At 58.7% G+C, this 26,120-nt stretch carries 24 protein-coding genes and 2 pseudogenes; 10 read left to right on the plus strand and 16 right to left on the minus strand.

Annotated features, from left to right (window positions below; all coding sequences use genetic code 11):
• Nucleotides 1–27: 27 nt before the first annotated feature.
• Entirely contained in the window at nt 28–1,209 is a 1,182-nt protein-coding gene (locus JW799_RS06540; protein ID WP_205429135.1) for an extracellular solute-binding protein, read from the minus strand.
• 216 nt (nt 1,210–1,425) lie between these two features.
• Here JW799_RS06540 and JW799_RS06545 point away from each other — a divergent pair, with 216 nt between their 5' ends.
• From JW799_RS06545 to JW799_RS06560, 4 genes are all read left to right on the plus strand, one after another.
• Nucleotides 1,426–2,358 carry a helix-turn-helix domain-containing protein gene (locus tag JW799_RS06545; RefSeq protein WP_205429136.1) on the plus strand — a complete coding sequence of 311 codons (933 nt, stop codon included), beginning with the start codon at nt 1,426–1,428 and terminating at the stop codon, nt 2,356–2,358.
• Between the two features lie 208 nt (nt 2,359–2,566).
• The gene (locus JW799_RS06550; RefSeq protein WP_205429137.1) at nt 2,567–3,568 is read left to right on the plus strand and encodes a formylglycine-generating enzyme family protein; all 1,002 of its coding nucleotides are present in this window, start codon (nt 2,567–2,569) and stop codon (nt 3,566–3,568) included.
• A gap of 565 nt (nt 3,569–4,133) precedes the next feature.
• Entirely contained in the window at nt 4,134–5,198 is a 1,065-nt protein-coding gene (locus JW799_RS06555) for an LLM class flavin-dependent oxidoreductase (RefSeq protein WP_080832246.1), read from the plus strand.
• Nucleotides 5,199–5,332: 134 nt separating this feature from the next.
• Nucleotides 5,333–5,566, plus strand: coding sequence for a DUF7667 family protein (locus JW799_RS06560; protein WP_080832455.1), 234 nt, complete (start codon nt 5,333–5,335; stop codon nt 5,564–5,566).
• Between the two features lie 60 nt (nt 5,567–5,626).
• On the opposite strand, the gene JW799_RS06565 is transcribed toward JW799_RS06560, so the two are convergent.
• The 6 genes from JW799_RS06565 to JW799_RS06585 all read right to left on the minus strand — a co-directional run bounded on the left by JW799_RS06565 (nt 5,627) and on the right by JW799_RS06585 (nt 10,574).
• On the minus strand, nt 5,627–6,490 hold the full coding sequence (locus tag JW799_RS06565) for an alpha/beta fold hydrolase (protein ID WP_205429138.1): 864 nt from the start codon (nt 6,488–6,490) through the stop codon (nt 5,627–5,629).
• Nucleotides 6,491–6,632: 142 nt separating this feature from the next.
• Complete coding sequence (locus tag JW799_RS06570; RefSeq protein ID WP_176220591.1) at nt 6,633–6,791, minus strand: hypothetical protein; 159 nt, start codon at nt 6,789–6,791, stop codon at nt 6,633–6,635.
• A gap of 146 nt (nt 6,792–6,937) precedes the next feature.
• The gene (locus JW799_RS06575; protein ID WP_338026230.1) at nt 6,938–8,473 is read right to left on the minus strand and encodes a cation:proton antiporter domain-containing protein; all 1,536 of its coding nucleotides are present in this window, start codon (nt 8,471–8,473) and stop codon (nt 6,938–6,940) included.
• Nucleotides 8,470–8,979 carry a cation:proton antiporter domain-containing protein gene (locus JW799_RS29530; protein WP_338026231.1) on the minus strand — a complete coding sequence of 170 codons (510 nt, stop codon included), beginning with the start codon at nt 8,977–8,979 and terminating at the stop codon, nt 8,470–8,472. Before JW799_RS29530 ends, JW799_RS06575 begins: the two co-directional genes overlap by 4 nt.
• Nucleotides 8,980–9,040: 61 nt before the next feature.
• Complete coding sequence (locus JW799_RS06580; protein ID WP_205429139.1) at nt 9,041–9,928, minus strand: alpha/beta fold hydrolase; 888 nt, start codon at nt 9,926–9,928, stop codon at nt 9,041–9,043.
• Nucleotides 9,915–10,574, minus strand: a complete 660-nt coding sequence (locus JW799_RS06585; RefSeq protein WP_205429140.1) for a TetR/AcrR family transcriptional regulator — start codon at nt 10,572–10,574, stop codon at nt 9,915–9,917. Before JW799_RS06585 ends, JW799_RS06580 begins: the two co-directional genes overlap by 14 nt.
• Before the next feature lie 310 nt (nt 10,575–10,884).
• On the opposite strand from JW799_RS06585, the gene JW799_RS06590 reads away from it, so the two are divergent.
• Both JW799_RS06590 and JW799_RS06595 read left to right on the plus strand, forming a co-directional pair.
• Nucleotides 10,885–11,916, plus strand: coding sequence for a bifunctional transcriptional activator/DNA repair enzyme AdaA (locus tag JW799_RS06590; protein ID WP_205429142.1), 1,032 nt, complete (start codon nt 10,885–10,887; stop codon nt 11,914–11,916).
• Between the two features lie 216 nt (nt 11,917–12,132).
• Entirely contained in the window at nt 12,133–12,750 is a 618-nt protein-coding gene (locus tag JW799_RS06595; protein ID WP_205429144.1) for a TetR/AcrR family transcriptional regulator, read from the plus strand.
• A 104-nt stretch (nt 12,751–12,854) separates the two neighbouring features.
• On the opposite strand, the gene JW799_RS06600 is transcribed toward JW799_RS06595, so the two are convergent.
• Together JW799_RS06600 and JW799_RS06605 are read right to left on the minus strand one after the other, a co-directional pair.
• Nucleotides 12,855–14,285, minus strand: coding sequence for a hypothetical protein (locus JW799_RS06600; protein WP_338026232.1), 1,431 nt, complete (start codon nt 14,283–14,285; stop codon nt 12,855–12,857).
• Between the two features lie 19 nt (nt 14,286–14,304).
• Complete coding sequence (locus tag JW799_RS06605) at nt 14,305–15,228, minus strand: ABC transporter permease (RefSeq protein ID WP_338026233.1); 924 nt, start codon at nt 15,226–15,228, stop codon at nt 14,305–14,307.
• A 116-nt stretch (nt 15,229–15,344) separates the two neighbouring features.
• Between JW799_RS06605 and JW799_RS06610 the strand changes: the two genes are divergently transcribed.
• Nucleotides 15,345–16,793 carry a transposase gene (locus tag JW799_RS06610; protein ID WP_205428726.1) on the plus strand — a complete coding sequence of 483 codons (1,449 nt, stop codon included), beginning with the start codon at nt 15,345–15,347 and terminating at the stop codon, nt 16,791–16,793.
• Between the two features lie 64 nt (nt 16,794–16,857).
• Here JW799_RS06610 and JW799_RS06615 read toward each other — a convergent pair whose 3' ends face one another.
• Nucleotides 16,858–17,577, minus strand: a complete 720-nt coding sequence (locus JW799_RS06615; RefSeq protein ID WP_205429146.1) for an ATP-binding cassette domain-containing protein — start codon at nt 17,575–17,577, stop codon at nt 16,858–16,860.
• 24 nt (nt 17,578–17,601) lie between these two features.
• On the opposite strand from JW799_RS06615, the gene JW799_RS06620 reads away from it, so the two are divergent.
• Together JW799_RS06620 and JW799_RS06625 are read left to right on the plus strand one after the other, a co-directional pair.
• Nucleotides 17,602–18,855 carry a phytoene desaturase family protein gene (locus JW799_RS06620; RefSeq protein WP_205429148.1) on the plus strand — a complete coding sequence of 418 codons (1,254 nt, stop codon included), beginning with the start codon at nt 17,602–17,604 and terminating at the stop codon, nt 18,853–18,855.
• Nucleotides 18,845–19,744 carry an RNA polymerase sigma-70 factor gene (locus JW799_RS06625; RefSeq protein ID WP_205429150.1) on the plus strand — a complete coding sequence of 300 codons (900 nt, stop codon included), beginning with the start codon at nt 18,845–18,847 and terminating at the stop codon, nt 19,742–19,744. The genes JW799_RS06620 and JW799_RS06625 overlap by 11 nt, the downstream gene beginning before the upstream one ends.
• A 70-nt stretch (nt 19,745–19,814) precedes the next feature.
• Here JW799_RS06625 and JW799_RS06630 read toward each other — a convergent pair whose 3' ends face one another.
• Nucleotides 19,815–21,797 (minus strand): S-layer homology domain-containing protein, encoded by a 1,983-nt coding sequence (locus JW799_RS06630; protein WP_205429151.1) that lies wholly within the window; start codon nt 21,795–21,797, stop codon nt 19,815–19,817.
• Between the two features lie 473 nt (nt 21,798–22,270).
• Between JW799_RS06630 and JW799_RS06635 the strand changes: the two genes are divergently transcribed.
• Nucleotides 22,271–22,765: an SRPBCC family protein gene (locus JW799_RS06635; protein ID WP_205429152.1), complete on the plus strand. Its 495-nt coding sequence runs from the start codon at nt 22,271–22,273 to the stop codon at nt 22,763–22,765.
• A gap of 385 nt (nt 22,766–23,150) precedes the next feature.
• Here the strand turns inward: JW799_RS06635 and JW799_RS06640 are convergent.
• From JW799_RS06640 to JW799_RS06655, 5 genes and pseudogenes are all read right to left on the minus strand, one after another.
• Nucleotides 23,151–23,688, minus strand: a pseudogene (locus JW799_RS06640) (alpha/beta hydrolase).
• Complete coding sequence (locus JW799_RS06645) at nt 23,685–24,002, minus strand: ABC transporter substrate-binding protein (protein WP_240353181.1); 318 nt, start codon at nt 24,000–24,002, stop codon at nt 23,685–23,687. The pseudogene JW799_RS06640 and the gene JW799_RS06645 overlap by 4 nt, the downstream one beginning before the upstream one ends.
• Before the next feature lie 262 nt (nt 24,003–24,264).
• A complete protein-coding gene (locus tag JW799_RS06650) occupies nt 24,265–25,005 on the minus strand; it encodes a sensor histidine kinase (protein ID WP_240353182.1) in 741 nt (246 codons plus the stop codon).
• Nucleotides 24,894–25,343, minus strand: coding sequence for a HAMP domain-containing protein (locus tag JW799_RS28400; RefSeq protein WP_240353183.1), 450 nt, complete (start codon nt 25,341–25,343; stop codon nt 24,894–24,896). Before JW799_RS28400 ends, JW799_RS06650 begins: the two co-directional genes overlap by 112 nt.
• Nucleotides 25,340–26,058: pseudogene (locus JW799_RS06655) on the minus strand (response regulator transcription factor). Before JW799_RS06655 ends, JW799_RS28400 begins: the two are co-directional and overlap by 4 nt.
• Between the last annotated feature and the right edge of the window lie 62 nt (nt 26,059–26,120).

Here is a 26,120-nt window from a genome sequence, read left to right on the forward strand (position 1 = left end):
ACTCCTCGAGCGCAAGGCGCAAATACTTCACGTTAATCGCCCAATGGCCGGAAGCGCCGTACCCCGCGCGTCGTTCATCGCTTCGAACGCGACCTCGTTGCCGTCGCCCAGCTTGACGAATTCGTCCTTCGCCGACCGCAGCGGCGGGATCGATCCCGTCTTCGTCGCGAATTCGAGCACGTTTTCCTTCTCGAACCAGAATTTGATGAACGTCCACGCTTCTTCCGGGTGCTTCGTCTTCTGCGCGGCGGTCAGGAACGTGCCGAGCATGAGCGCGGTTTGCTTGCCTTCCGGCCCTGCCGGGGGCAGCGTCCAGCCGATCTTGTCCGCGCCGATCGATTGCTGCAGCGATGCCGCTCCTGCCGTGGAGACGAACGCCATCGCCGCCTGGCTGTTGACGAACGGCGTGCCGTTCACCTGCTGCTGGTTGGAGGCGATGATCGCGCCCGACTCGTACAGATCGACCATCTTTTCGACAAGGCCGACGGAGGCCGGCGAGTCGAACGTCGGATGGCCTTCCGCGTCGTAGAAATCCTCCCCGAGCAGCAGCAGCAGCGACAAATACGACTGTTCTCCGTTGCTCGTCTGGATGTCGATGCCGGCGCGCGTCGTTTTTCCGTTCTCGGCCTTCTTCAGCTTTTCGGCATAGGCGAAAATGTCGTCGAACGTCTTCGGCGGGCTTTCCGGATCGAGCCCCGCTTCTTCGAAAAAGTCCTTCCGCCACGCCAGCGGCCGGATTTCCGGCAGCAGCAGCCCGTATTGCCCGCCTTCGTACTGCCCGGCCTCCAGAATGTCCGGGAAGAAATCGTCCTTGCCTTCCCATCGGTCCGCCTCGATATAGGGCGACAGGTCCAAATATTTGCCCTGATCCACCGTGGAGATCAGTTGGCCGAAGCCAAGGCCGTGGATGTCCGGCTGCAAGCCGCCCGAATAGGCGACCGTCAATTTTTGAAAATAGTCCGCCCACGGAATCGAGGTCAGCTCCACCTTGATCCCGGGGTGCGTCCGCTCGAATTTTTGTATGACCTGCTTGACCGCTCCCGTCAAAATCTCGTCCGTTCCCGGGTACCAGAATTTCAAGGCAATTTCCTCTGCGTTTGGATCCGATGCCGCGGCGTTCGAGCTTTCGGACGGTCCGCCGGAGCAGGCCGCCAGCGCCAATGCCAGCGCCAGCAGCATCGCGAGAGTTGCAATCGATCTTTTTTTCATGCGGGTTCCCCCTGTCCTCTGGATGTGGTCAGACAAGCAGCATGCCATCCGGTCGTCCGGTCTGAAGCACAAGTTTACTATTCCGAGTAAATTACTTGTATTAATGCTCGCCAATGGTTAGTATTATAGCATCGAGGATTCCGAATCGTATTTATCCGCGGCAGGCGGAAAGGTTTCAAAAATGCAGATTTATTCTGACCGCAAAGAGGGACGACGATGAACAACCTGATGGAATTCAGCAATCAGAGCTCGCTCGATCATCTGAACTTGAACGTCCGCTGGCTGAAAGAGTGGTCATTGACCGAGGTGCCGCATCATCATTTGTTCCTGTTTCCGTACACCGCCTTCTGGATCGTCTTGTCCGGAACCGCGGCCATCGAGCTGAACCAGATTCCTTACGAGCTGAAGCAAGGGGATATCGTGTGCATTCCGTCGAAGTCGGCCCAATCGTGGAAGCGGATCGGCGCCGGCGAACCCTTCCATTATTTGTCCCTGGCATGCGAGGCGAAGGTGGGGGCGCTCGATTTCATCCGGTCGTACCGCTTCCCCCATGTCGTTTCGGACGTCCGCAAGGAGGAGTTGAACGGGCTGGTCGCGGCCTGGCGCGAGCTGGCGAAGGAGTACAACGAATTTCTGGAACTTTTCGACGAAAAAGACATCAAATCCAGCGAAAAAGGCGCCGGGCGATTTCCCGTCTTTATGCTGAATACCGAGCAGACGATCCGGCACCTGCGCATCCGGGCGCATGGCATGCTGTGGGTGCAATCGCTGTTCCGGGTCCTGCGCTCCCGGCTGCCCGAACGGCCCGTCGCTTACGACAACCGCGTGTTCGAGATTTGCGACTACGTGGAGCAGCGGCTGCACGAGCCGCCTGCGCTGGACGAGCTGGCGGCGTCCGTCTCGCTGAGCAAGGAGCAGCTCAGGACGCTGTTTCATGCGACCTTCGGCATTTCGCCGATGAAATATGTCCGGCATATCCGGCTGCAGCGGGCCCGGGATTTGCTTATGCTGACCTCCTATCCGATCAAGGAAATCGCCAAAGCGGTCGGGTTCGAGGATCAGCACCATTTTTCCCGCGCGTTCCAGCAGTCGGAGGGCATGTCGCCGATGGAGTACCGGCGAAGGCTGCTGCAGGGCGGCGGCGGTTAGCGGGCCGGTTGCTTATGCGTTTGCGGGCCGGTTGCTTTTGCGTTCGCGGACCATCCGTTCGCGCGCCGAATATGCCGGAACGGATCGCGTTTTGGTTCGCGGCGGCCGCCGGTTGGGAAAAGTGCCCGCTCTGTAGCCGCTTTCAAAAGCGGACAAAGCAAGATATAATGAAACACCAAAAGAGATTTTTCGGGAGAGAGGAATTGCGATGGATCAGAAGGAACAGAAACAGCCGCCGAACTCCTGCTGCGGCGCGACGGGACGCCGGGAAGCGGTGCAGCCCGTAGAAATGTCGTTCGGCTCGTTCCGAAGGGAGAAGCAGACGATCGAAACGCCGGAGCCGGCGCTTGCAGCCCCGCGGGACATGATTTTGCTTCCGGGCGGCGTTTTCAAAATGGGGACCGACGACCGCGAAGGCTTTGCAAGCGACGGGGAAGGTCCGGTTCGCGAAGTGGAGCTGTCCCCTTTTTATATCGATCCCTGCGCCGTGACCAACGCCGAGTTTGCCCGCTTCGTCCGAGAGACCGGCTATGTGACCGAATCCGAGCGATTCGGCTGGTCGTACGTATTCCACCTGTTCGTTTCCGAAGAGACGGCCAAAACGGTAACCCGCTCCGTTCAGCGCACCCCGTGGTGGTGGGTCGTGGAGGGCGCCAGCTGGGATCATCCGGAAGGGCCGGACTCCGACATTCGGGACCGGATGAACCACCCCGTCGTGCAAGTCACGTACAACGACGCCGCGGCCTACTGCGATTGGGCGGGCAAGCGCCTGCCGACCGAAGCGGAATGGGAATACGCGGCCCGCGGGGGCCTGGAGCAGAAGCGCTATCCCTGGGGGGACGAGCTGAAGCCGAACGGCGAGCACCGCTGCAACATCTGGCAGGGCAAGTTTCCGACCGTCAACCACCGCAGCGACGGCTATGCCGGAACGGCGCCCGTCGACGCGTACGAGCCGAACGGCTACGGCTTGTACAACATGGTCGGCAACGTCTGGGAGTTTTGCTCCGACTGGTTCAGCCCGACCTATCCTTTGACCGCTCCGCGGGTCAATCCCAAAGGCCCGCCGGAGGGGCAACGCAAGTCGATGAGAGGCGGCTCCTACTTGTGCCACCGCTCCTATTGCAATCGCTACCGGGTTGCCGCGCGCAGCGCAAATACCCCCGACAGCGCCTCCGGCAATATGGGCTTCCGGTGCGTGCGGGACGCTTGAGAGTCGGACGCGGCCAAGAATGACGGCTTTGCCGTTCTCTACGGGATGCCGTTCTCTGCAGGATGCCGTTCTCTGCGGGATGCCGTTCTCTGCGGGATGCCGTTCTCTGCGGGTTCGGCTTTCCGCGCCCGGTTTGGCTTCGTTGGATTTTGTCCAATCAAAGGCGGCTTTTTCGCGAAATTCACCGGTTTGGTTGGATTTTGTCCAATCAGGCGAAGCCTTTTCGGAGATTTCGTCCGAAATTCCCGTTCCCCGTTGGATAAAATCCACTATAGACCGGGGTCTCCTCGTTTACCGCGCCGTCGATTGGACAAAATCCAACATAGGCTTGTCCGCTCCGGTTTCCCAGGTTTCCGCCAACGTGCGACTTATACTTTCGCATCCTAAATAAAGGCTTACATGTCCGCCAAATCCCAAAAACGCGGCCTTTTCGCCGGACAAAAGCCGGCATGTTCGCCACCTTCAGGCCCAGGATGTCGTCTTCTTCAACTCACTATATTTGAGAAACTATAAAAAGTGTAGTAAACTGTAAGCAACGGTAACGATCATGAAGGAGGCGAGCCGAATGTCCAATCCGGCGAACATGGAGATAGGAATCAGCACGTTTTTGGAGGCCGGACGGAACCCGGCAACCGGCAGGCTGGCCATCAGCCATGCCGAACGGCTGCGCAACGCGGTCGAGGAGATCGTGACGGCCGACCAGGCCGGTCTCGACGTGTACGGGATCGGCGAGCATCACCGGATCGATTATGCGGGAAGCTCCCCCGTCATTCCGCTCGCGGCGGCGGCGGCGATGACGAAACGAATCCGGCTGACGAGCGCCGTCACCGTGCTGTCCTCGGACGACCCGATTCGCGTGTATCAGGATTTCGCTTCCCTGGACGGCATCTCGAACGGACGGGCGGAAATCATGGCGGGCCGGGGATCGTTCATCGAATCGTTCCCGCTGTTCGGGTACAGCCTGAACGATTACGACGAATTGTTCGAGGAAAAGCTGGAGCTGCTGTTGAAGACGAGAGCTTCCGAGAAGGTGACGTGGCGCGGCGGCCACCGTCCCGCCATCGACAACCTGGGCGTCTACCCGCGCTCGGTTCAGGACCCGCTGCCGGTGTGGATCGCGAGCGGCGGCAACCCCGAGTCCGCCGTGCGGGCGGGGGCGCTAGGACTGCCGATCGTATTCGCGATTATCGGCGGCATGCCGGAGCGCTTCGCCCCCTTGGTCGAGCTTTACAGGAAGGCTGCCGCGCAAGCCGGGCACGATCCGGCCAAGCTGCAGATCGCGACGCACTCGCACGGATTCGTCGGCGATTCGACCGAAGCGGCGGCCGACGCGTTTTTTCCGCTGACGCAAGCGCAGATGAACATCATCGGGCGCGAGCGGGGCTGGCCGCCGTACACCCGGGAATCGTTCGACGCCGCGCGCAGCCTGCGGGGCGCGCTCTATGTCGGGGATCCCGAATACGTCGCGGAGAAAATCGTCCTGCTGCGCAAAAACCTGGGCGTCACCCGGTTTTTCCTGCACATCGACGTCGGCGCGATGCCGCACCGCGAGGTGCTGCACGCCATCGAGCTGCTCGGCACGAAGGTCGCGCCGCTCGTACGCAAGGAGCTAACGCGGATCGAAGGATAATGAGACGAAGAGGCTGTCTTCCGCCAAGCGGACGGCAGCCTCTTTTCGCTTCCGAACCGGAAAGTTTACGCCGCCCCGCAGCCGGATATGCTGATAAGACGGAGAAAACAAGGGGAGGGATCCTCGTGGGCTGGATGCCGATCTATGAGAGAATGGCAGAACTGCGCATGGTGCAAAAACGCCGGAAACTGACGGAAACGGAACGTCTGGAGCTGGAGCACTGTCTCGATATTAACGCCGACTACTGCTACCGGCTGGCCAATCTGTACAATTTGTCGTTAATGGCATCGATGATCGACGATCAGGAGTGGCAGCACGAGCTGTGCGGGGAAATCGAGAAACAGGGCGGCAGAGTGCCGCGCTTATAGCCAATACAAAGCCGAAAAAGCAGCTTGGCCGCGGGCCTCGCCGCTTTTTCGTTTGCCCGGTCACTTCCGCAGGAAGCGAAGCGTCGCCTCGTTGACGATGCCGGCATGCTCCATCGTCAGCGAGTGGCTGGCGCCGGGGATCACGCGGGTTTCCAGGTCGGCAATGAGGCTTTTCGCGGTCTCGGCCACTTTCCCCGCCGGGTAAATGACCTCTTTTTCCCCTATGACAAGAAGCGTGGGCACCGCAAAGCCGCGAAACTCCTCCGGCGGAATAACGGAAGGCACGACGTGCAGCTGCGGCATCGCCCCGCGATAAGCGGCGACAATGAGGGAGCGGATGGCGGGCTCCAGCGGCTCCTTGTTCCCCGACAGCCAGATGAACGCCTTATCCGTCAACCTCTCGGAATGAAAGATCAGGGCGGGAAAAATTTTGGCGAAAAACTTCAGGTTGATTTTATGAAAGGATCCCGCCGGGGCGTACAAAACAAGTTTGGACACGCGTTCGGGGCAGGAAAGCGAAAAATTGAGCGCCAAAAAACCGCCCATCGAATGGCCGGCCAAATCCGCCTTGTCGAGCTTCAGCGCATCCAGCGTTTCAAGCAGCCACCGCGCGGCCTCCTGCCGGCTTTTTAGCGGAGCCGCGGGCCTGCTTTTGCCGAAATCGCCCATCACGTCGATCGCATAAACGGTGCGGTCCTGCGCGAACGGCTTGACGTTCGGGTACCACATCGCGCTGCTCATCGTCATCCCGTGAAGCAGGACCAGCGGCTTTTTGCCCTCTTCGCCGAAGCGCAAAACATGCGTCTCCCCGAACGTCGTCGGGACGAACCGGGATTCGAACGGCAGTCCGAATTCGTTCAGCGTTTTGTCGTAGCAACGGTAATATTCCTGTTCGAGAGTCGGATCCTTAAAGAGAGATATCACAGCAGGCTCCTTGTTTTTCTTTCTATCATATCATCAATGCGGACCCTAAAAAAACCGCCGCCGGACGAGGCGTTTTACGACTTTGGTCCGAGGCGTAGCGCGCGCAAATACGAAAAAGGCGCGAGGACGCGGACGGCACCGGTCAACTCACGCCTTTTTCGTCGATTTTGGAAGACTTCCGGAGCATTTTTCTCCGGCCGGACAGCACTTTGTACCACAGGTTTCCCTGTTCGTCCCGGAACAATTGAAATCCCATCAGCTTCAACGGCGTCCAAATCTCGTGAAAGTAATGATAAGGCATTAATCCCCCTCCATTGCAACCAATATAATCCATTCCGCGCCCAAAGAATAGTTACCCGTGTCATTACTTTTATTACAGGTCAGTCATAAAATAGTAAAAAAGACCCCTTGCTTGCAGGGTCTTTCTTGAAAAATCTTTTTTCCCGTTCATTCCGCATGCTCATGCAACGTGACGCTTTCGATATAGTTGATCATTCTTCTTAGTTCCTTTGCCTGATCTCTGCTGATTTCCCCGTTTCCGAACATCCGGCGGATTTCCGCCCGTTCGACGTCGATGACCTTAAGCCGAAGCTCCTCCTTTTGCGCCTCCGCGATTTCGTCGAACGATGCCGTCGGCCGCTTCAAGCGGTCGATCATCCTTTTGTAATCCAGGATGACGGAATACGCGATGCCCGATTTTCCGTGCTCCTCGGCGTAAGTCTCCAGTTGGCCGAGAGCCGCCTCCAACGCCTTCAGCTGCACGTCCCGCCCCAACCGCAGCTTGACCACGTTCGCCGCATCGCGTCCGGCCCGCTTGCGGTAGCGGCCGGTCGACCGCTTCCAGTCCCTGACCGCTTTTCCGATGAGATAGACGATGCCGGAACGAACGTCGGTGGACAGGGCTTCTTCCCGGATGTCCAGCGACTTTTCGAAAGCTTCGAACACCTCTTTGTTCATTCCTTCGCCGTTCATCGCCTCGTGGATATATTTCCGCTCCGCCCTCAGCGCCATGAGCCGGATTTCCGTCGCCTTTTGCCGGCGTTCGTTCGCCTGCTCCAGCGAATCCCGCTCGGAGTGCAGGCGCCGGAACGTCCGTTTGTATTCGTCGATCAACTGATAGGCGGCCTCTTCGTTCTCCTCGTTCATTTCCGCCTTCAGCTTCTTCAGCGAAGCCAGCAGCAGTCTGCTCTTGGCCTCGCGCATATCCAGAAAGTCCGCGTTCTCCCCTTCCGCGGCCGCCTCCCCTTTGCTTAACAGAGGCAAAAACACGGTGGCCGCGATGAGCGTCAGCAAGATGACGCCCGCCGCCAGAAAGACGATGAGCGAACGCTGGGGAAAAGCCTCCCCGCTTGCGGTCGCGAGCGGCATGGACAGCACCCCGGCCATCGTGACGGCGCCGCGCACGCCGGTCAGGCTGACGAGCAGCGTATTGGCCAGAGCGGGTTTGGAGGTGTCCGCCGATTTTTTGAAACGGTATTCGTAATATGAAAAGAGGCAGGACCAGACGAAACGAATGGCCAGGATGGCGAAGCCGATCGCGACCGCATAGCCGACCGCGAGCCCGTTGTCGATGAAGGGATTTTCGACCGTCGCGCGGATGGAAGGGGGGATGATCAATCCCAACAGCAGGAACACGATGCCGTTCAGGACGAACAGCACCGTCGACCAGACGTTTTCCGTGAGCACCTGTTCCTCGGCCAGCACGGTTTCCGTCCGTTCCCGGAGCAGGGAATGCACGATGCCGCCGACGACGACCGCGATCACCCCGGAGGCGTGCAGCATCTCTTCCGTGATGATGAAAATCAGGAACGGCGTCAGAAGTTGGAGAAGCGAATGCAGCGTGACGTCGTTGATTCCCTGTTTGCGCAGCGTGAACCGGAGCCAGGTCATGATCAAACTGAGAACGAGGCCCAGGACCGCCCCCGCAATGAACATATAGGTAAAATCGAAGACGGCTTCCCGCAGCGAAAAATAGCCCGTCACGACCGCCGCGACCGCATAGTTGAAGGCGACCAGGCCGGACGCGTCGTTGATGAGGGATTCCCCCGGACGAGATTCAGCACCTTCTCCGGCAGATGGATCCGTTTGGCGATCCCGTTCACCGCGACAGGGTCGGTGGGCGACAAAATCGCGGCAAGCGCAAACGCGGCGGCAAGCGGGATTTCGGGAATGAGCCAGTGAATAAAATAGCCCCCGCCGATTGTCGTCAGGAGAACGAGAATGATCGCGTTGCCGAAAATCGGGGCTTTCATCTGCCACAATTGCTCGCGGGGAAAATGCCGCCCGTCGTTGTACAGGAGCGGAGCGACGAACAGCAGCAAAAACCACTCCGTTTCGATTTCCAGCCGGATATTCGGAAACGCGAGCGCGAGCGCGAAGCCGAAAGCGATTTGCGTCAAGGCCGTCGGAATAAAGGGGATGTAGTGGCTGATGATGTTCGAGATGACGAGACAAACGAGCAGCAGAATGACGCTCATCAAGAGACCCATTTACTTCCCCCTGAACGATTGGAAAAATACATCTATCCAGTGTTCCAACGCACAAGTCTATTTAAACCATTCCGGCCGTCAAAAAACGAATGATTTCCCGATTGACGACGCCGGGCTGCTCCTGGTTGATGCCATGCCCGGCGCGGGAAACGATTTTATACGAAAACGCCCCTTCGTTCAAAATCTCCAGCATCTCCTTGTTGAGCTTCAATCGGTGCTCCCCCAGCATGAAAAAGAGCTTGTCCTTGACGGCCGCGCCTTTGATCGGGTCGTATTTTTCCAGCTTGTGCGCGAACATCGCCTGGCGGTTGTGGCTTTTCATCAACAGAATCAGATGCTCCGCGATGAGCGGATGCCGCTCGAACAAATCCGAGTCGGGAGCGCTCATTTTTCGGAGGACTTTGAGCAGGTTCCGGTCCGTCGGGACGACGATTTCCGGAAACATCAGCAGAAGCGTCCGGATCATCGATTTCAGCGGGGCGGTCACGATCCCGCCCTCCATGCAGACGGCCCGCGCTACTTTCCCCGGATTTTCCGCGGCATAGTTGTAGGCCATATAGCCGCCGTTCGAAACCCCTGCCATATTCACCGATTCGAACCCGAAATAGCCGATGACTTGATCGATCCAATCCGTTTGGCGAAACGAGCTTTTGTCGTAGCGGTCGCCCGGCACGCTCTTGCCCGGTCCGCCGATCGTATCGATCGCGATGCAATAAAAGCGCTCGGACAACTCCTTCATGTTCAGCGCCCACATGACCGCGGAGTTGTCCCCCACTCCGTGAAACAGCATCAACGGCGGATTCGCCGGATTTCCGCAAACGATGCAATGGGTGATTCCGTACGCCGTATCGACATCCGTTTCTTCGTAGTCGGTTGCCCAGGTCCCGAGCAGCTCGTCGTAAGACCGTATGACCTTCTGTTTGGCGCTCCCGTTTTTAAAAATGCGCATCGCGCTCTCCATCCCCCTTGGGCGATTTTTTCATAAATCGCAAAACGACCTCCGCCGACGGAAATGGCAGGTCGCCGACCGTCTGAATCCTCGCGATGCCCAAGCCCTGGATGGTCGAAAAGTACGTAATGGCCAGCATCATCGGATCTTCCTCTATGATTTCGCCGGCCTTCTGCCCCTCGACGATGATCGGGATCAGATGCTCGAAGGGCCGCTTCATTTTCTCGGCCGACACCCGTTTGGCGCTCTCCGGGGCTCCCTCCGATCCTGCGCTCTGCAGCAGGATGAGCCGCCAGTGCTGCATGGCGATGCTGTCCGGGGCCAGGAAGGCTTCGGTCAGCCAGGTGATTTTGTCCAACGGCGATCCCGGCAGCTCCGCCGCGAAAGCGACGGCTCGCCCGGCCCCGTCCGCCGCAAGCTCGACGATTTGGGTAAAAATCTCTTCCTTCGATTTGAAGTACGTATAAACATAACCTTGGCTGAAACCGGCGCTGGCGGCGATATCCTTAATTTTTGCCGCGGCGAAGCCCTTTTTCGAAAATACCTCGATGGCGTGCAAAAGAATTTGCCGAATCGCATAATTGGGCATCGCGTTCGCGAAGTTTTCGGCAAACCTTGCTTTCAACCAATCGCTTTGCCGGGACATGGGCTTGTTCCTCCTCTCCCGCGTGTTGAATGAACGTTCGTTCATATTCTACTATAATTTAACATTAAAATTCAGTTCGGACAACGGAAAGCGGCTTTTTCGTTCTCTGAGGGCGCGACTTTCCCGGTTCGGCTTGGCTTCGTTGGATTTTATCTGATTTTATCCAATCAAAGCCGGCTTTTTCGCGAAACGGGCCGTCCCCGTTGGATAAAATCCTCATTTAAAAAATGCATGCCCGAATTTCGGCGACGGGGGGAGCGGCAGCGTTTTATAATAAAAGCATCTAATTCACGTGCGGGGTGTGGAACCGATGATCGCAACCGAACGCAAGCAGGAATTTTACGATACCGAATACGAAGGGGTCTTTTATGTCGGCGTCAAAACGACGGGCGTGTTCTGTCGTCCGACCTGCCCGGCGCGAAAGCCCAAAATGGAAAACTGCGAATTTTTCGAGACGGCGCAGCAGGCGCTTTTGGCCCCGTACAGGCCCTGTCAGCGCTGCCGACCGCTGTCCCATCCGAACCAGGTGTCGGACGTTGTGCGCGTCCTGGTCGAAGCGGTCGAGAACCATCCCGAGAAACGCTGGAAGGGCCGGGATTTCCGGGAACTCTCGGTGGACGAGTCCACGGCGCGCCGCCAGTTCAAAAAGCGCTTCGGCATGACGTTCATCGAGTATGCGCGCGCGCGGCGCATGGGACTCGCCTTAAAAAACATCCGCTCCGGCCAATCGGTCATCGACAGCCAGCTGTCCGCCGGATATGAGTCGAGCAGCGGCTTTCGGGACGCCTTTTCCCGGATTATGGGGGCGGCGCCGACGCTGCTGGACGACCGCAAAATATTGAAGGCGGCCTGGATCGACACGCGGCTCGGCCCGATGATGGCGATCGGCGACGAGTCCGCCCTCTATTTGCTCGAATTCATCGACCGCCGCGGCCTGGAGCGCGAGGTGGAGCGCCTGCGGAAGCGGACCCGGTCGGCCGTTATCCCCGGCATGACCGAACCGATCCGCTCGGTCGAACGGGAGCTGGGCCTCTATTTCGAAGGGAAGCTGACCACGTTCGAAACCCCGCTCTTTTTGCTGGGGTCCGAGTTTCAAAAAAGCGTATGGGCGCAGCTGTTGAAAATCCCGCCGGGGGAAACCCGCTCCTACCTCGACATCGCCCGCTCCCTGGGCCGGCCGACCGCTTCCCGCGCCGTCGCCCGCGCCAACGGGTCCAACCAGCTGGCCATCGTCATTCCTTGCCACCGCGTGATCAATTCGAACGGCGACCTTGGCGGATACGCCGGGGGAATCGCGCGGAAAAACTGGCTGCTGGAGCACGAGCGGCGGGGAGAGGGATAGCGCCGCGCCGCCCTGTCCCTTATTCCGGAAACACTCTTGCCACCGTAAGGATATAGTCCGTCTCCTCCGCCGGAAAATTTTGCGTTACGGTCACATCGCCGTCGGCTTTAACCTCCGAAACCGGAGGATATCCTTTGACGCCCTTCCGGCGTCGGAAGTTTCATTGCAAGCGGGAAATTATATAATAGAAGGAGCGAGTTTCGAAGGAGGATCCAGATGGCGAACGAGTCCTGCGACCGGAGAATCAGGAAATCGAAGGCAGCGTTGAAAGAGTCCCTGCTGGCGCTGATGGAGCAGAAGAATTTCGAGGACATTTCGATTACGGATATCGTGCGGGCGGCCGAGCTCAATCGGGGCACCTTTTACAAGCACTATCAGGTGAAAGAGGAGCTGCTGAACGAACTGCTGGACGACGTCGCCGCCGAATTTATCGAGGCCTATCGGGCGCCCTATCGAAACAAGCAAACGTTCGAGGTCAAGCACTTGACGGCATCCGCCATTACGCTCTACGACCACGTTCAACGAAATGCTCGGTTCTACACTCTGTTGGTGATGAGAAACGCCTTCGGCGGCTTTCAAAACCGCATCTGCGGCATTCTGAAAAATCTGTATCTCGAGGACGTCACGGATATGTCCCTGAGCCCGAAGATCGACCGGGAGCTTCTGGCCGGCTTTCGCGCACACGCGGTGTTCGGCTTGATCGCGGAGTGGGTCAAAGGCGGTTTCAAGTACAGTTCGACGTATATGGCCGAGCAAACGCTGGAAATCATCCGCAAAAACCAGGAGAACGACGCGTACGCCACCAATCTATCCCGAACGGAAATCACGAGATAGCGGTCGCCGTCTCCCTGACCTTCGCACGCAAAAAAAAGGCGGCACGCACGCCACGGAAACCCGATGGCCATGCATGCCGCCGGCGCCGAATCGACGCTCGGCGCTTATTTCAACATTTGACCCAGCCCTTGCTTCGAGTCGATGTTTTTCTCCATCGCGTCCGCCTCGGCTTCCCAATCGTCGAATTGCCCGTAAGCCGAGTAAATGACGGAGCCGGTCGGCAGCTCGGGATGCTCGTTTTCGCCGTTCGTTCCCCAGTTGACCCAGCCGGAATCGTTGCGCTGAACGATCTGGTAACGGGACACGACGTTGCTCGTGTACCACACCATCGCATAGCCGGTCCGGTCGTTGAGCTCGGCCGTCTTGTTCGCGCTCATCGGGAAAATCGTTTGCTCCGGAGCGGCGTTGACGTCGACGAATTTGCCGAACTTGACGTTTTCGTTGCGTTCGCTCTGGTGAACCTGCTTGTGCGATTCCGGAATGATGTCCGCGATATGCCGCTTGATCTCCTCCGCGCCAAGGATGCCCTCCTTGACGCAGAACAGCCGCCAGAAGAAATCCCAGGACACCTTGTTGATGTCTTCGCCGATGCTTTCCTTATACCTTTGGATATTGGGGCTGTTTTGCTCGTCGGCATGCTCAAGCAGCTTGTGCACGCCTTCGGACAAAATGTTCGCGTACAGATCGCCTTCCCGGTAATAGGTGCCTCCGTAGCAGGCGAACGACGTGAACACCCGATCCCCCTGTCCGCTTTCGAATTCGTCGCCGACCGTGATTTTGTTGACGACCGGAATGCCGTCCACCGTCGTCGAGAAATCGTCCACGTCGTACTTTCTCCGGAACCACGGGGTATTATAAAAGAACTCCCACGTAATCGCGAACTTCTTTCCCTTCAGATTTTCGTCCAGGCCGTCCGGCACGGTGCCTTTGAACAGATAGCGGCAGTACAGCGGACCTTCCTCCTCGACGACGCAGTCGACCGTCGTATGCTCCGGAGGATTGATGAGCCCGTTTTTGGGCGTGAAAAAGGGGCCGTAAAAGCCGCCGATCGCGTTGGAGCAATCCTTGATCAGGTTTTTCCCTTCCGCCTTCGCCTCGAAATAGCGGATTCCCCACTTGCCGTAGGAGGTTCCGTCCGCCGTCCCCGAACACAGCTCCAGAATATAATGGCCCGTGTCCAGCCGCCGGAAGCCGTCCTTCTGGGTGAGCGCCAGCTTCTCGATGCCTTTGAAATCGCCGGTTCTCGGCGCCGGCTCCTCGCCCGCGTACAGCCAGTAGGAGGCAACGAGCTTGTCCATGTCGACCAGATACACGATGGATGCCTCGAGAAGCCGATCGCCTTCCGCGCGAACGTCGATCAGTTGAAACGGGATTTCGCGCTCCTTATCGTCGACGAGAACGAGACTGTCCCGATGAATGCGATAATCCGTAAAATTCAATTTGGTGATGACGGGCTCTTTCTTCCGGACCAGCCGATCCGGGTTGTTGAGCATGATCTGAAATTTGCAGGTAGCGTTCGAAAGGATGGAGTTCACAGCTCATGCCTCATTTCGTTTAGTTTTTCGCGAATTTGAAGGAAAAATTCAGGCGTTTTCCCTTTTGGGCGTCGACGAGGATCGCGATGAGAATGATGATCCCTTTGACGACCAACTGCCAGAACGAGCTGACGCCGAGCAGGTTCAGCCCGTTGCTGATGACCCCGATGACCATGGCGCCGAGCACGGTTCCGCTGATGCGGCCCCGGCCGCCGGCCATCGACACCCCGCCCAGGACGCACGCCGCGATGGCGTCCATCTCGTACCCTTGGCCGACCGAAGGCTGGCCGGAGTACATCCGGGCCGACAGCACGATTCCGGCAAAGGCGGCGAGAAAGCCGGTGATCGTATAGACGGCGATTTCGACTTTTTTGATCGGCACGCCGGACAGGCGCGCGGCCTCCCGGTTGCCGCCGATCGCATAGACGTACGTGCCGAATTTCGTTTTGTTGAGCAGCACCGAAAAGATAAAGATCAGGACGAACATGTACAAAACCGGCAGCGGAAGAAAGCCGAACAATTGGCCCGTTCCGATCGTCGTGTACGCGTCGTTCGTGATCCGTACGGATTGGCCGCCGCTGTACAGATAGGCGATCCCCTGCGCCACGTTCATCGTCGCCAGCGTCACGATAAAGGCCGGCAGCTTGAACCAGCTGACGATGCACCCGTTCAGGAAGCCGACGACCGTGCCGATCAGCAGTCCGAGCAAAATGGCCGGAACGAGCGGGATGCCGGCGTTGACGATGAAGCCGACCGTCAGCGTGCCGGTCAAGGCGACGACGGCCCCGACGGACAGGTCGATGCCGGCCAGAATGATGATCAGCGTCATCCCGAGCGCCAGAAAGACGTTGATCGAGATTTGCCTCAGCACGGTGATCAGGTTGTCTTCGGTCAGGAAGACCGGAGACGTGAGCGCCAGCGCGACAAACAAAAGCACCAGCACGGCAAGGATGCCGATATTCCCTTTAAAAGTCCGGTGATAAAGTCCGCGTAAGCAGGCTTTTATCACGGTTTTGTCGAATTAATATCGTAACACGACTATCGAAAGAGTGATTAGGTATGAAAGCCCGCAAGTCATCGGCTATCCAGCCTCAGATGTTCCAATTCGTGGATATGGATGAACTCGTGCCGAAAAAGCACATCCTGCGCCAACTGAACGAAGCGCTTGATTTTTCCATCGTTCATGATTGGGTGGCGCCTCTATATACGGAACGTACCGGCCGCCCGGCGGCTGACCCGGAGCGGATGGTTCGACTGATGCTGCTTTCGTATTTGTTCAACCATTCCGAACGGGAATTGTATCAACTGTTGCCCATGCATGCGGGCTATTTGTGGTTTTGCGGACTGGATTTCGAATCCGTCGTGCGCCCGGACTCATCGCGGCCGTCCCTGCCGGATCGGACGACCTTGGTGAAGACCCGGAAATTGTGGCGAACGCACGGTGTTTTTGAGAAGCTGATGAAACATGTCGTCGATCAGTGCATCGCCGCGGGACTGGTCCAACCCGATGTGCATGTCGGCGTCGACGGCACCCAGGTACGGGCCAACGCATCCATTCACAGCTTGAAAGAAATCACCCTGGCCCCGGTGGAGTCGATTGAAGACTATTTGGCTCGCATGGCCCGGCAAGATGAAGAGACCGGTGGTGTCGCCCATGATTCCGATGATGACCGACAGCCGCCCGCACCGCCCGCGCAAAAAGAGCGGCTGCTGGAAGACGAAGCGACGCATGAAGATTTTCATGGCAAAACGTTCTCGAACAAGACCCACCGCAGCGTAACGGATCCGGATGCCCGCTTGTACAAAAAGAGCAACGGTCAGGAAGCGCATTTGCGGTATTTGGTGCATGATGTGACGGATATCAAATCCGGCGTCATTCTGTCTACGCAAGCGAGCATCGCGTCCGGAACGGCTGAGCGTGAAACGAGCTTGCGGCAGCTCTTCGCGATCCGTTTTGCCCATCCGCAAATCCGGATTCGGACGCTTTCTGCCGATAAAGCCTACGGTACGACAGATTATCTGCAAGCGTTGTTCGAGCAAGGGATTGTTCCCCTGGTTTCGCTTCGCAACCTGACACTGGAAGATGTACCTGCTTGGAAACGTCAAACGAACGATCCGGAGAAACAACGCAAACGGCTGGCCAAAATCCGGGAAATCCAAATTCGAAACAAAGCCAAACGAATTCAGCTTATGGGTTCTTACCGTCATCTGCAAAAGTTGCGGACGCGGTGCGAGCATGTGTTTGCCGAAAGCAAAGTCGCGCATGGCCTGGGCCGCGCACGGAGCCGTGGACTGGACTGCATGCAAGAGCAGGCGGTGCTCACGGCCATCGTTCAAAATCTGAAAAGACTGTGCCGGTTTAAGAAAAAGCGACCACAAACCGGTGTTTTGGCATGTCCAAAACCGAAATCCGTGATGATGGAGGCAGTGTCGGACCTGCTCATTTCGGCGCTGGTTGGGTTGTTTTCCTCTTTTTTTATGCCGAAGAGACGGTTACAACTGACCTAAATCACCGGACTTTTAAACGCCGTCAGAAACGGGCTTGTTCTCTCCATTTTGCGGGTCATGGGTTTTACCCTCCTGTTGCGTAACGCATGATATTTTCTTGCGTAAGCTCGGACTGGCCGAGCTGCGCCGCGATTTTCCCGTTTCGCATGACGCATACGGAATCGCACATGTTGATAATTTCCGGAAGCTCCGAAGAGACGAGAATGATGGCGAGGCCTTCCATGGCCAGCTCGTTGATGATCGAATAAATTTCGGCCTTCGCCCCGACGTCGACGCCTCTTGTCGGCTCGTCCAGAATGAGCAGCTTCGGCCGGGTGGCCAGCCATTTCGCGAGAACGACCTTCTGCTGGTTCCCCCCGGACAAGCTCGACACTTCGGCGTCGGGCGAAGCCGTTTTAATATTCAAATCCTTGATGTACTTGTCGATAATTTCGCTCCGCTTCCGCTCGCTCACGAGAAGCTTGTTGCTCATTAGATGCTTCAGCTCGGACAGCGTCATGTTGAATCCGACGGAGTTCATCAGGACGAGCCCCTGGCCTTTGCGGTCTTCCGGCACCATCGCGATCCCCTTTTCGATCGCTTCGCCGCAGTTTTTGATCGCGAGCTTTTCCCCGTTGAGGTAAACGGAGCCTTGGTCGTACGGATAAGCGCCGAAAATCGCCTGCATCAGCTCGCTGCGGCCTGCGCCCATCAGCCCGGAAAAGCCGAGGATCTCGCCTTTGTGCACGTCGAAGCTGATGCCTTCGAACAGGTTCCGCTTGCTCAGGCCCTCGACCTTCAGCACGACCTCGTCCCCGCGCGCATACGATTGACGGCCTCCATCTACTTGGCCCGGGCCGGACGGAAAGTCGTCCTGCTGGAGAAATCGCCCCAAACGGGCGGCAGAGCGGCCACGAAGGAACTGGGCGGTGCCCGGCTGAATCTGGGCGCGCATGCGCTCTATGCAAGCGCGCTCGGGATCTTGCGGGAAGTCGGCGTCGAACCCCGGGGAGGGTCGCCGAAGCCCGGCGGTCCGCTCGTCTTCAAGCGCGAGGGCGGCGAGACGGCGGTTCCGCTGTGGAAGCTGCTGGTCGGTTCTTTTCTCGCATGGCCGGAAAAAACGGAGCTGATCCGCTTCTACGCCCAAATCCGCAAAACCGAGACGTCCGCCCTGCAAGGCATCAGCCTGCAGCGGTATCTGGAGGACCGCATCCGCAGTCCCCGCGTTCGCAACATCGCGATGGCGCTCGTGCGGGTCAGCACCTATTGCGACGCCCCCGAACTGGCCAGCGCCGGCGCCGCGATCGACCAGCTCCGGCATTCGTCGGTGCTGTACGTGAACGGCGGCTGGCAAACGATCGCGGATCGGCTGAGGGCGCAGGCGCAAACGGCGGGGGTCGCGATACGCTGCGGCGCCGCGGCGCGGGAAATTTCCGGCGCGGATCCGGAGATGACGGTTACCCTGAAAGACGGTACGCGGCTGCAGACCCGCCGGGTGCTGTCGACGGCCGGGCCGAAGGAGACGCTTGCCCTGCTGGACGCTCCCCTTCCCGCCGGGGAAGCGGACGCTTTTTCCCGGCTCGTTCCGGTTTACGCGGCCTGCCTGGACCTCGTCGTCGCCGGACTGCCGCAGCCGAAAACGACGTTTTCCCTGGGCGCCGACCGCCCGTGGTATTTTTCCAACCACTCGGCCGCAGCGACATTTACCGACAACCCGGAACATTCGGTCGTGCACGTCATGAAGTACCTGCCTCCGGGGAAAGACACGGACGCCAGGCAGGACGAACGCGAATTGGAGCGTTTTCTCGATCTCATCCAGCCCGGCTGGCGCAAGCACGTCGTGCAGCGCCGCTTCCTGCCGCACATGCTCGTATCGAATGCGGTCGTCGCCGCGCGCACGGGCGGATACGCGGGACGGCCGGGGCCGGTCGTCGAAGGCAGGCCGGGCCTGTACGTCGCGGGCGACTGGGTAGGCTCGGAAGGCATGCTGCTGAACGCTTCGCTGGCTAGCGCCAAGGAAGCGGCGATGCGTATAATCGGCGATAAAGAACAGAACAAGGAAGCGATGGAACGTGGAGCTTGAGTCCGTTTATGCGGCATACAGGCCGCTGCTTCTTTCGATCGCGTACCGGATGCTCGGTTCGGTCAGCGACGCGGAAGATCTGGTCCAGGATACGTTCGTGGCGGTCCGGCGGCTTCAAGCCGAGAGCGGCGCGGAGCATGTTCGGAACGCGAAGTCCTTTTTATGCAAAATGGTGACAAACCGCTGTCTCGATTTTTTGAAATCCGCCCGCAAAAAAAGGGAGCTGTACGTCGGTCCGTGGCTGCCGGAGCCGATCGTGCAGGCTTATCCGCAAGCCGGCGCGGGGCATGATCCCCTGCAAACCGTCGAGCTGGAGGATTCGATTTCGTACGCGTTTCTTGTGCTGCTGGACCGGCTGACCCCCGTCGAGCGCGCGGTGTTCATCCTCCGGGAAGCGTTCGACTACGACTACCGCGAAATTGCCGGAATGCTCGGAAAAACGGAGACGGGCTGCCGCAAAATTTATAGCCGCCTCAAACGCAAAATCCAGGCGGAGCAGCCCGTCGGCCTAACCGACGCCGAGCATTCCGAACGGCTTGTCCGGCGCTTCATCCAGGCCGCCACGACGGGCAACATGGAGGCGCTGATCGGGATGCTCAGCGAGGACATCGTCGTTTATTCCGACGGCGGCGGCAAGGTGCAGGCGGCCGTCCGCCCGATCGTCACGCCCAAGCGCGCCGCGGCGTTCTTCTGCGGGCTCGCGTCGAAGTTCGCGGCATGGAGCGACATCCGCCTCGTGCGGGTCAACGGGCAGACCGGTCTTGTTCTGTCCAATCCCGCGGATCCGTATCCGACCGTCGTCAGCATGGAACTGGGGGACGACGGCGGCTTTCGGCGCATTTACATGGTGCGAAATCCGGATAAGCTTCGGCACTTGCAATTCGGGTAATTCCATAGCCTGAAAACAAACAAACGAACGCGGGCAGCTGCCCGCGTTCGCGCGTTTCCGGAGGTTCGCTTTATTCTGCTGCCGGCGGCGTCGTGATCACTTTGGCCGGCGGCGTCGTGACGTCCAATTTGACCGGCGCTGTCGCGTTCCCGGCCTCATCCGTCACGATGATGTAAATATCGTATGCCGTCGCATCGGCCGGCAGGGGATCGAGGACGAGAACATCGTATTCCATGTCGGCCTCCAAGCCCCCTTGACCGAAGGCAAGGGCCGCTCCGTTCTCGCCGTTAAACCCGGACTCGATCTGCTCCGCGTCCGGCGGCCGGTCCCCGTCCGGAACGACGACGTACTTAAGCCAACCCGCTTCATCCGTCCGCACTTTGAACATCACCTGGCGGCTGCCGTTCGGCAGGACCGTCCCCGCTTTCGGATAGGTCGGCGCAAAATTCGGAGGCGTCGTGTCCCCCGGCGGCTCGACGACGTCCGACGGCGGAGTCGTGACGTCCACTTTGGCCGGTGCCGTCGCGTTGCCCGCCGCATCCGCCGCCACGACGTAAACGTCATAAGCCGTTGCGTCCGCAGGCAATGCTTCCGTGACGACAACCAGCTCCTCGCCTGCCGTCATCGCCCCGCTTCCGCTGTCCAACGCGGTATCGCCGAAGCCGTCCAGACCGGCCATCACCTGCGCCGCGCTCGGCGCCTCCGCCCCTTCCGCCACGACGACGTAGTACGCCGTTCCGGCTTCGTCCGCCCGAACGAGAAGCTCAACCTTCCGGCTGCCGTCGGCCTGCGCTGCGCCGGCTTTCGGATAAGTCGCCGCAAAGCCCGGCGGCGTCGTGTCCTCCGGCGGCTCGACCGCTATCGTGTAGCTGGCGCTCATCACCGCGCTGGCCGTCTCGCCGGCCTTTACCGCGAACGCCTTGATCGTCGTCGGCCCCGTTATGGCGATGGGCTCGCCGTACAGAGCGCTGTCCGTCGTCGGCTCGCTGCCGTCCGTCGTATAGTAAATGCTTGCGCCCGCCGTGGCCGTGCTCAGCGCAACCGCGGTCCCGGACGCCACTTCGCCGCCTGCCGGATCCGCCGTCGGCATCGCCGTAACGATGACCGGAGCCGGAGCCGGAGACGTCACCGGCGGCGCCGGCGGATTCGTGACGGTCAGCGCGACGGTTTGCCGGGCTTCGGACATCGGCGCGTCGAACAGAGAGCGGATGCCCGCAACCTCGATTCGGGCGTTCGCCGCATTTCCCGCGTAGAAGGTCGACTTCAACGTGACGATCAGCTGCTTGCCGTCTTCGGAGAGCGTGTACGTCGCGTCGCCGTCCCCGAGCGGGATCCCGTTAATCCGAATATTCGACAGCTCGAACGAATCGGGATCGATCGCCGCGGAAAATTCGATGGTCAGCCGATTGCCCGCATCCAGAACGGCGCTTCGGACATCGAGCTCGGGCTCGATCGCCTTCTTCGTCTCAAAGGCGCTTTGAACGAGCGTTTCCCGGGTGGCCGCGCCGGTTCCTGCGAAGGTTCCGTCGCTTCCCGCTTGAAGCAGCTTTAATTCGAGCGCCCGGGCGACGTATCCTTTCGCCCATTCGGAAGCGTCGACGTTGGAGGAGGACCCCTGGGAGGGGGTGTTCGTCTCTTCCCCCAAGCCTCGGACAAGCACCGCGGCAAGCTGTTCCAGCGTGACCGTTCCGGAGGGATCGAACTCTCCGTTGCCCGTGCCCTCCATCAATCCCGCTTCTTTGACCGCTTCGATAAAGCGGCTTGCCCAGTGCTCCGGAGTCACGTCCTGAAAGCTGCCGGAACCGGGAATCAGAACGGAATCGACCTTGAGGTCGAACACGAGAGACATAACCTTTGCGAGTTCCGCCCTTCTCATCTGCTCTTGAAGGCCGAATGAGTCGTCGCCGGTTCCTTCGAAAACCCCGGCTTCGAGCAGGGCTTCGATTTTCTTCTTCAACGACGGATCGACGGACTCCAGATCGGCGAATTGGGACACGTCCGCCGCCGAGGCGGCCTGGGACGTCAAGGCCAAACCGCAAACGAGAACGGCCACGCTCCAAAAATGCCGTTTGCCTGTTTTGCGAATACGAACCCCTCCATTATGTAAAAATGATGGGAAAACAGACACGAATTTCCCTAAATACCAAGTATAAAAGCAAAATACTTTTCCGAAATAGGGACTAATGTCGCATTTCTCGTTCGATAGTCCCTTCGGATGGATCGGATTCGTCGGCAAACGACACGGCAAAAAAAGAAGCGACCCCGTAAACGAGGCCGCTAGTCGATCGTATTTTTTTTGACCCATTCGAGAGTATCTTCCAGTCGCTTGAGAAGCATCGGATGCTCTTCGCTTACTTTCTCGCGCATATAGTCCAAATCAAGCATTTCAGTCAGGTTCGAACGGTTCCCGATCGGCGAGATACGCTCATTTTAAATATTCCTTTATAGGAATATTCTCATTATGGTATATTTAATCCACAAAGACAAACCGCCCGACAAAGGGCCTAAATGACGGAGGTTTTATCAATGGCGGAAAACCAAGGATATCCGGAAACCGAGAACGCAGAGGACAGGGAAATCGTATTGAACCGCAGCTTTAACGCTCCGCGGGAATTGGTCTGGGAAGCCTGGTCGCGTCCGGAACATCTTGCGAATTGGTGGGGGCCGAGGGGATTCAAGATCGCTTCGCAGCAATTCGATTTCAAGCCGGGGGGCGTATGGAAATTTACGATGCACGGCCCTGACGGCGTCGCCTTTCCGAATCAAATCGTGTTCGTCGAGATGCAAAAGCCGGAGCGGCTCGTCTATGCGACGAGCGACGGAGAAGAGGAAAGCCCGGGGCAGTTTCAAACGACGGTTACGTTCCGGGAAGACGACGGCGGAACTTCGATCACGATGCGGCTGCTGTTCAAAACGGCCGCGGAACGCGATCACGCCGTCAGAGAATACGGAGCGGTCGAGGGCGGCAAGCAAACGCTGGACCGGCTTGCGGAACTGCTCGCCTTGCTTACCGGAAACTAACGCAAAGAAGCAGCGGATGAACGATTCATTCGCTGGCTTTTTCCGTTTCTATGCCGGCCTCGGCAAAGCTTGGTTGGATTTTGTCCAATCAAAACCGGTTTTTTCGCAAAACACGTCATCTTCGTTGGATTTTGTCCAATCTGGCGGGGGCTTTTCGGCGTTTTCACCCAAATTTCATGTTTCTCGTTGGATAAAATCCACTCTGGCTAACGGTTTCTTCCTTTTCCGCTTCCTAGATTGGACAAAATCCAGCATAGGTCTCCCTCCGCTTGAGCTGTCCTCTTTTCTCCGTTCCTTAAGCTTCTGCAACCGCTCTATAGCGAGGTGAATTCCAAAATAAAACCGTCAAGGAAGACATCCCCTGACGGTCGAAATCCATTTTGCCTTATCTCCGATCGGACCATAAAAAACGCGGAATACGGCCGAGGATGGCAGGCAGGACGCTTACATGTTCTTCGTCCGCGAACTTGACATGCTTCATATAAACGTTTTGCTGGGCCAGCGGACGCAAGCCCTCCGCTACTTTCTCCGCCCCCTCCAGCATATCCTCCAGTTCGTTGGCGCCGATGGCCAGCAGCAAGTGAAGCGGGTGCTCTCCCTGCCAAGTCTGTTTGAACCTCTCCAGCTCCTTCAGCACCTCGCCGTTTCCCCACCAGACGGAGGGGCTCCCCGGACGGATATCCGATTCCGACGACCAGAATCGGATCGTACCCCTTCGGCTTGCGCGTTTGCAGCCTGACGGCTTCCGCAAGCGTCCGGAACAACGCGTCGCCGTCCAACGCATAGACGACCGCATAGCCGCTTGGCGGAGGCTCGTCCGCCGGGGCGGCAATCAGAATCCGATAATCCAGCCGCGCGTTCGACGTCATCGGATATTCGTAGCAACGATCGGGTATATACGGGATTTTCGTTTTTGCGTTCATGGCGCGAGGAACCTCACGACGTCGTCGATCACGTTCCCTTGCGCGATAAGCCCGCCGCTCAGCCAGTAGTCGCTCTCCGTCTCGTACACGTTGCCGTTTTTGACTGCGGGCATGTTTTTCCAAACGTTGCTTTCCTTCAATTCGTTCAGAAATTGGTCTCCCTGGCTTCCGTCTTTCACGAGGAAAATATAATCGGCATCCAATTCGGGCAGGATTTCCAGCGAGACGTCGAGGGCGCCGCCCGAAACCAGGCTGCTCTGGGCAAAGCCAAGATCGTGCGCAAGGACGTAGCCGCTGAAGTAATTGCCATTCAAAAAGAAACATGCCTTTTGCATTAAAACGAATGATCGCCGCCTTTTTGCCTTCCGACAATGGCGCCAGCTTCGTTTTTGCCGTTTCGGCCTTGTCGGCGTAGACTTTCAATGCCTGCTCCGCCGTGCTTCGCGCTCGCTTCGGAGCATTGCCACTTTGCCTCCTGCACAATCAATCGGCCATCGCAATTGATATTTATTCTCAATTATCATACACCGATGTCGAGAAAATGCCTAGAGAACAGCGACCGCGGAAATCCCCGATTTAATCGCCGCCCTCCGAAACCGGAAGCCAGCCGGTCAGCTCCGCCCCGCCCTCCGGGCGATTGGCCGCGGCCAGATCCCCGCCGTGCGCCCGAAAAATCCGCCTGGCGATGGTCAACCCCAGCCCGGCCCCGCCCGTGTCCCGGTTCCGCGAAGCCTCCCCCCGGTACAGTGGCTCGAAGACGCGCTCCAGATCGGACAGTGCGAAGCCGGAGCCCGTGTCCCGGACGGTGACGACCGCGCGGCCGCCCTCCGCATGGCACCGGACGAAGATTTCGCCATGAGCCGGAGTATGCCTCGCCGCATTGTCCAAAAGGTTGCTTACGGCCCGTTCAAGCAAGTGGGCGTCTCCCCTTGCCGGGCAAGCTTCGCCGGGGATCTCCGCGCGAACGGAGATGTTCTTCGACTCGGCCGCCCGGCGGATGCCGTCGACGGATTTATGAACGACCTCGGCTAGATCCGCATGGTCCTCCAGCCGTACCGTCTCCCTATACTCCGTCTTCGCGTAAGCGAACAGGTCCGACACGAGCCGGTCGAGCTGATTCGACTTTTCTTTGCAGACGGCCACGTACTTCTTCATCTGTTCCGGCGAAGAGGCAATCCCTTGATCAAGGCCGTCGAGATACCCTCTCAGGGCGAACAAAGGCGTGCGCAAATCGTGCGCGATGGCGCCGATGAAGAAGCGCCTTTCCTCCTCCAGTTCGGCCCGGCGCTCGACGGATTGCCGCAGCCCCGCCACCATCGCTTCGAACCCTTCGCGCGCCTCGGCGATTTCCCGGATGCGGGATTCGGGCAGTTCGACGTCGAGATCCCCCCGGCGATTCGTCTGGCCGCCTCGCCCATCGCTTCGAGCGGCCTCGCGATCCATTTGCGCATGGCGTATCCGATCAGGAAGACGGCCAGCGCGAACCCGAACAGCGAGGAAAACCAGATGAGGTCGGGATCGGGGGCGCGATCTTCCGACCCGAAGACGAGTGTGCCGGTTGCCGCGAAACGGACGATCACGTACGTGACCCAGGCCGACGCGCTGATCAAAACGGGAGCCAGAATCATGAAGCTGCGTACCCGAAGCTTCTTCATCGCGGTTTCCCCTCGAACCGGTAGCCGACTCCCCACACATTCGTCAAGTAGAGAGGCTCGTTCGGGTCGGTCTCGATCTTTTCGCGAAGCCGGGCGATGTGCACCCGTACCGTATGCTTGTCGCCGACGCCTTCCCACAATCGTTCCAGCAGCTGGTCGTACGTAAACACCTGGCGCGGATGCTCGCTCAGCAGGCGAAGGAGGTCATACTCCTTGGGCGTTAAAGCGACCGGCTCCCCGTCGACAAGCACTTCGCGGGTGTCGAAATTCAACTGCATGCGCCCGTAATTCAGCACGCGGGGGCGGCGTTGCGGGCATGGCCGTACCTCCGCAGCACCGCCTTCACGCGGGCGACGACTTCGCCGGGGGACGCGGTTTTGACAATGTAATCGTCGCCGCCCAACCCCAGGCCGCGGATTTTGTGGACGTCGTCGTCCCGCGCGCTCAGAAACAAAATCGGCACATCGCTGACCGCCCTGATTTTCCGGCACAGCTCGAAGCCGTCCTGCCCGGGCATCATAACGTCCGCGACGAGGCAGTCGACGGCGGCTTCCCGAAACAAGGCCAGCGCGTCCTCCGCGTCAAACGCCGTCATTACCCGAAATCCGTCATTTTCCAAAAAATCCCTCATTAACTCCACGATGCTCCTGTCGTCGTCGACGACAAGGACGGTTTGCCGTCCGTTCACCGCTATCCCCCGCTTTTTCTGCGCCATCCGGCTGCTCCGGTCCGCTCTAAGGTTACTGCCAGTATAACACTCTCCCGCCCGCGAGGCCT

The organism is Cohnella algarum, from assembly GCF_016937515.1.
In the GTDB taxonomy this organism is placed as follows: Bacteria; Bacillota; Bacilli; order Paenibacillales; family Paenibacillaceae; genus Cohnella; species Cohnella algarum.

What these genes read in the sequence shown, in the direction of transcription:
- JW799_RS06540 (WP_205429135.1), bottom strand. Translation starts at nt 1,209, where the DNA reads ATGAAAAAAAGATCGATTGCAACTCTCGCGATGCTGCTGGCGCTGGCA.
- JW799_RS06545 (WP_205429136.1), top strand. Translation starts at nt 1,426, where the DNA reads ATGAACAACCTGATGGAATTCAGCAATCAGAGCTCGCTCGATCATCTG.
- JW799_RS06550 (WP_205429137.1), top strand. Translation starts at nt 2,567, where the DNA reads ATGGATCAGAAGGAACAGAAACAGCCGCCGAACTCCTGCTGCGGCGCG.
- JW799_RS06555 (WP_080832246.1), top strand. Translation starts at nt 4,134, where the DNA reads ATGTCCAATCCGGCGAACATGGAGATAGGAATCAGCACGTTTTTGGAG.
- JW799_RS06560 (WP_080832455.1), top strand. Translation starts at nt 5,333, where the DNA reads ATGCCGATCTATGAGAGAATGGCAGAACTGCGCATGGTGCAAAAACGC.
- JW799_RS06570 (WP_176220591.1), bottom strand. Translation starts at nt 6,791, where the DNA reads ATGCCTTATCATTACTTTCACGAGATTTGGACGCCGTTGAAGCTGATG.
- JW799_RS29530 (WP_338026231.1), bottom strand. Translation starts at nt 8,979, where the DNA reads ATGGGTCTCTTGATGAGCGTCATTCTGCTGCTCGTTTGTCTCGTCATC.
- JW799_RS06580 (WP_205429139.1), bottom strand. Translation starts at nt 9,928, where the DNA reads ATGCGCATTTTTAAAAACGGGAGCGCCAAACAGAAGGTCATACGGTCT.
- JW799_RS06585 (WP_205429140.1), bottom strand. Translation starts at nt 10,574, where the DNA reads ATGTCCCGGCAAAGCGATTGGTTGAAAGCAAGGTTTGCCGAAAACTTC.
- JW799_RS06590 (WP_205429142.1), top strand. Translation starts at nt 10,885, where the DNA reads ATGATCGCAACCGAACGCAAGCAGGAATTTTACGATACCGAATACGAA.
- JW799_RS06595 (WP_205429144.1), top strand. Translation starts at nt 12,133, where the DNA reads ATGGCGAACGAGTCCTGCGACCGGAGAATCAGGAAATCGAAGGCAGCG.
- JW799_RS06610 (WP_205428726.1), top strand. Translation starts at nt 15,345, where the DNA reads ATGAAAGCCCGCAAGTCATCGGCTATCCAGCCTCAGATGTTCCAATTC.
- JW799_RS06635 (WP_205429152.1), top strand. Translation starts at nt 22,271, where the DNA reads ATGGCGGAAAACCAAGGATATCCGGAAACCGAGAACGCAGAGGACAGG.
- JW799_RS06650 (WP_240353182.1), bottom strand. Translation starts at nt 25,005, where the DNA reads ATGGTGGCGGGGCTGCGGCAATCCGTCGAGCGCCGGGCCGAACTGGAG.
- JW799_RS28400 (WP_240353183.1), bottom strand. Translation starts at nt 25,343, where the DNA reads ATGAAGAAGCTTCGGGTACGCAGCTTCATGATTCTGGCTCCCGTTTTG.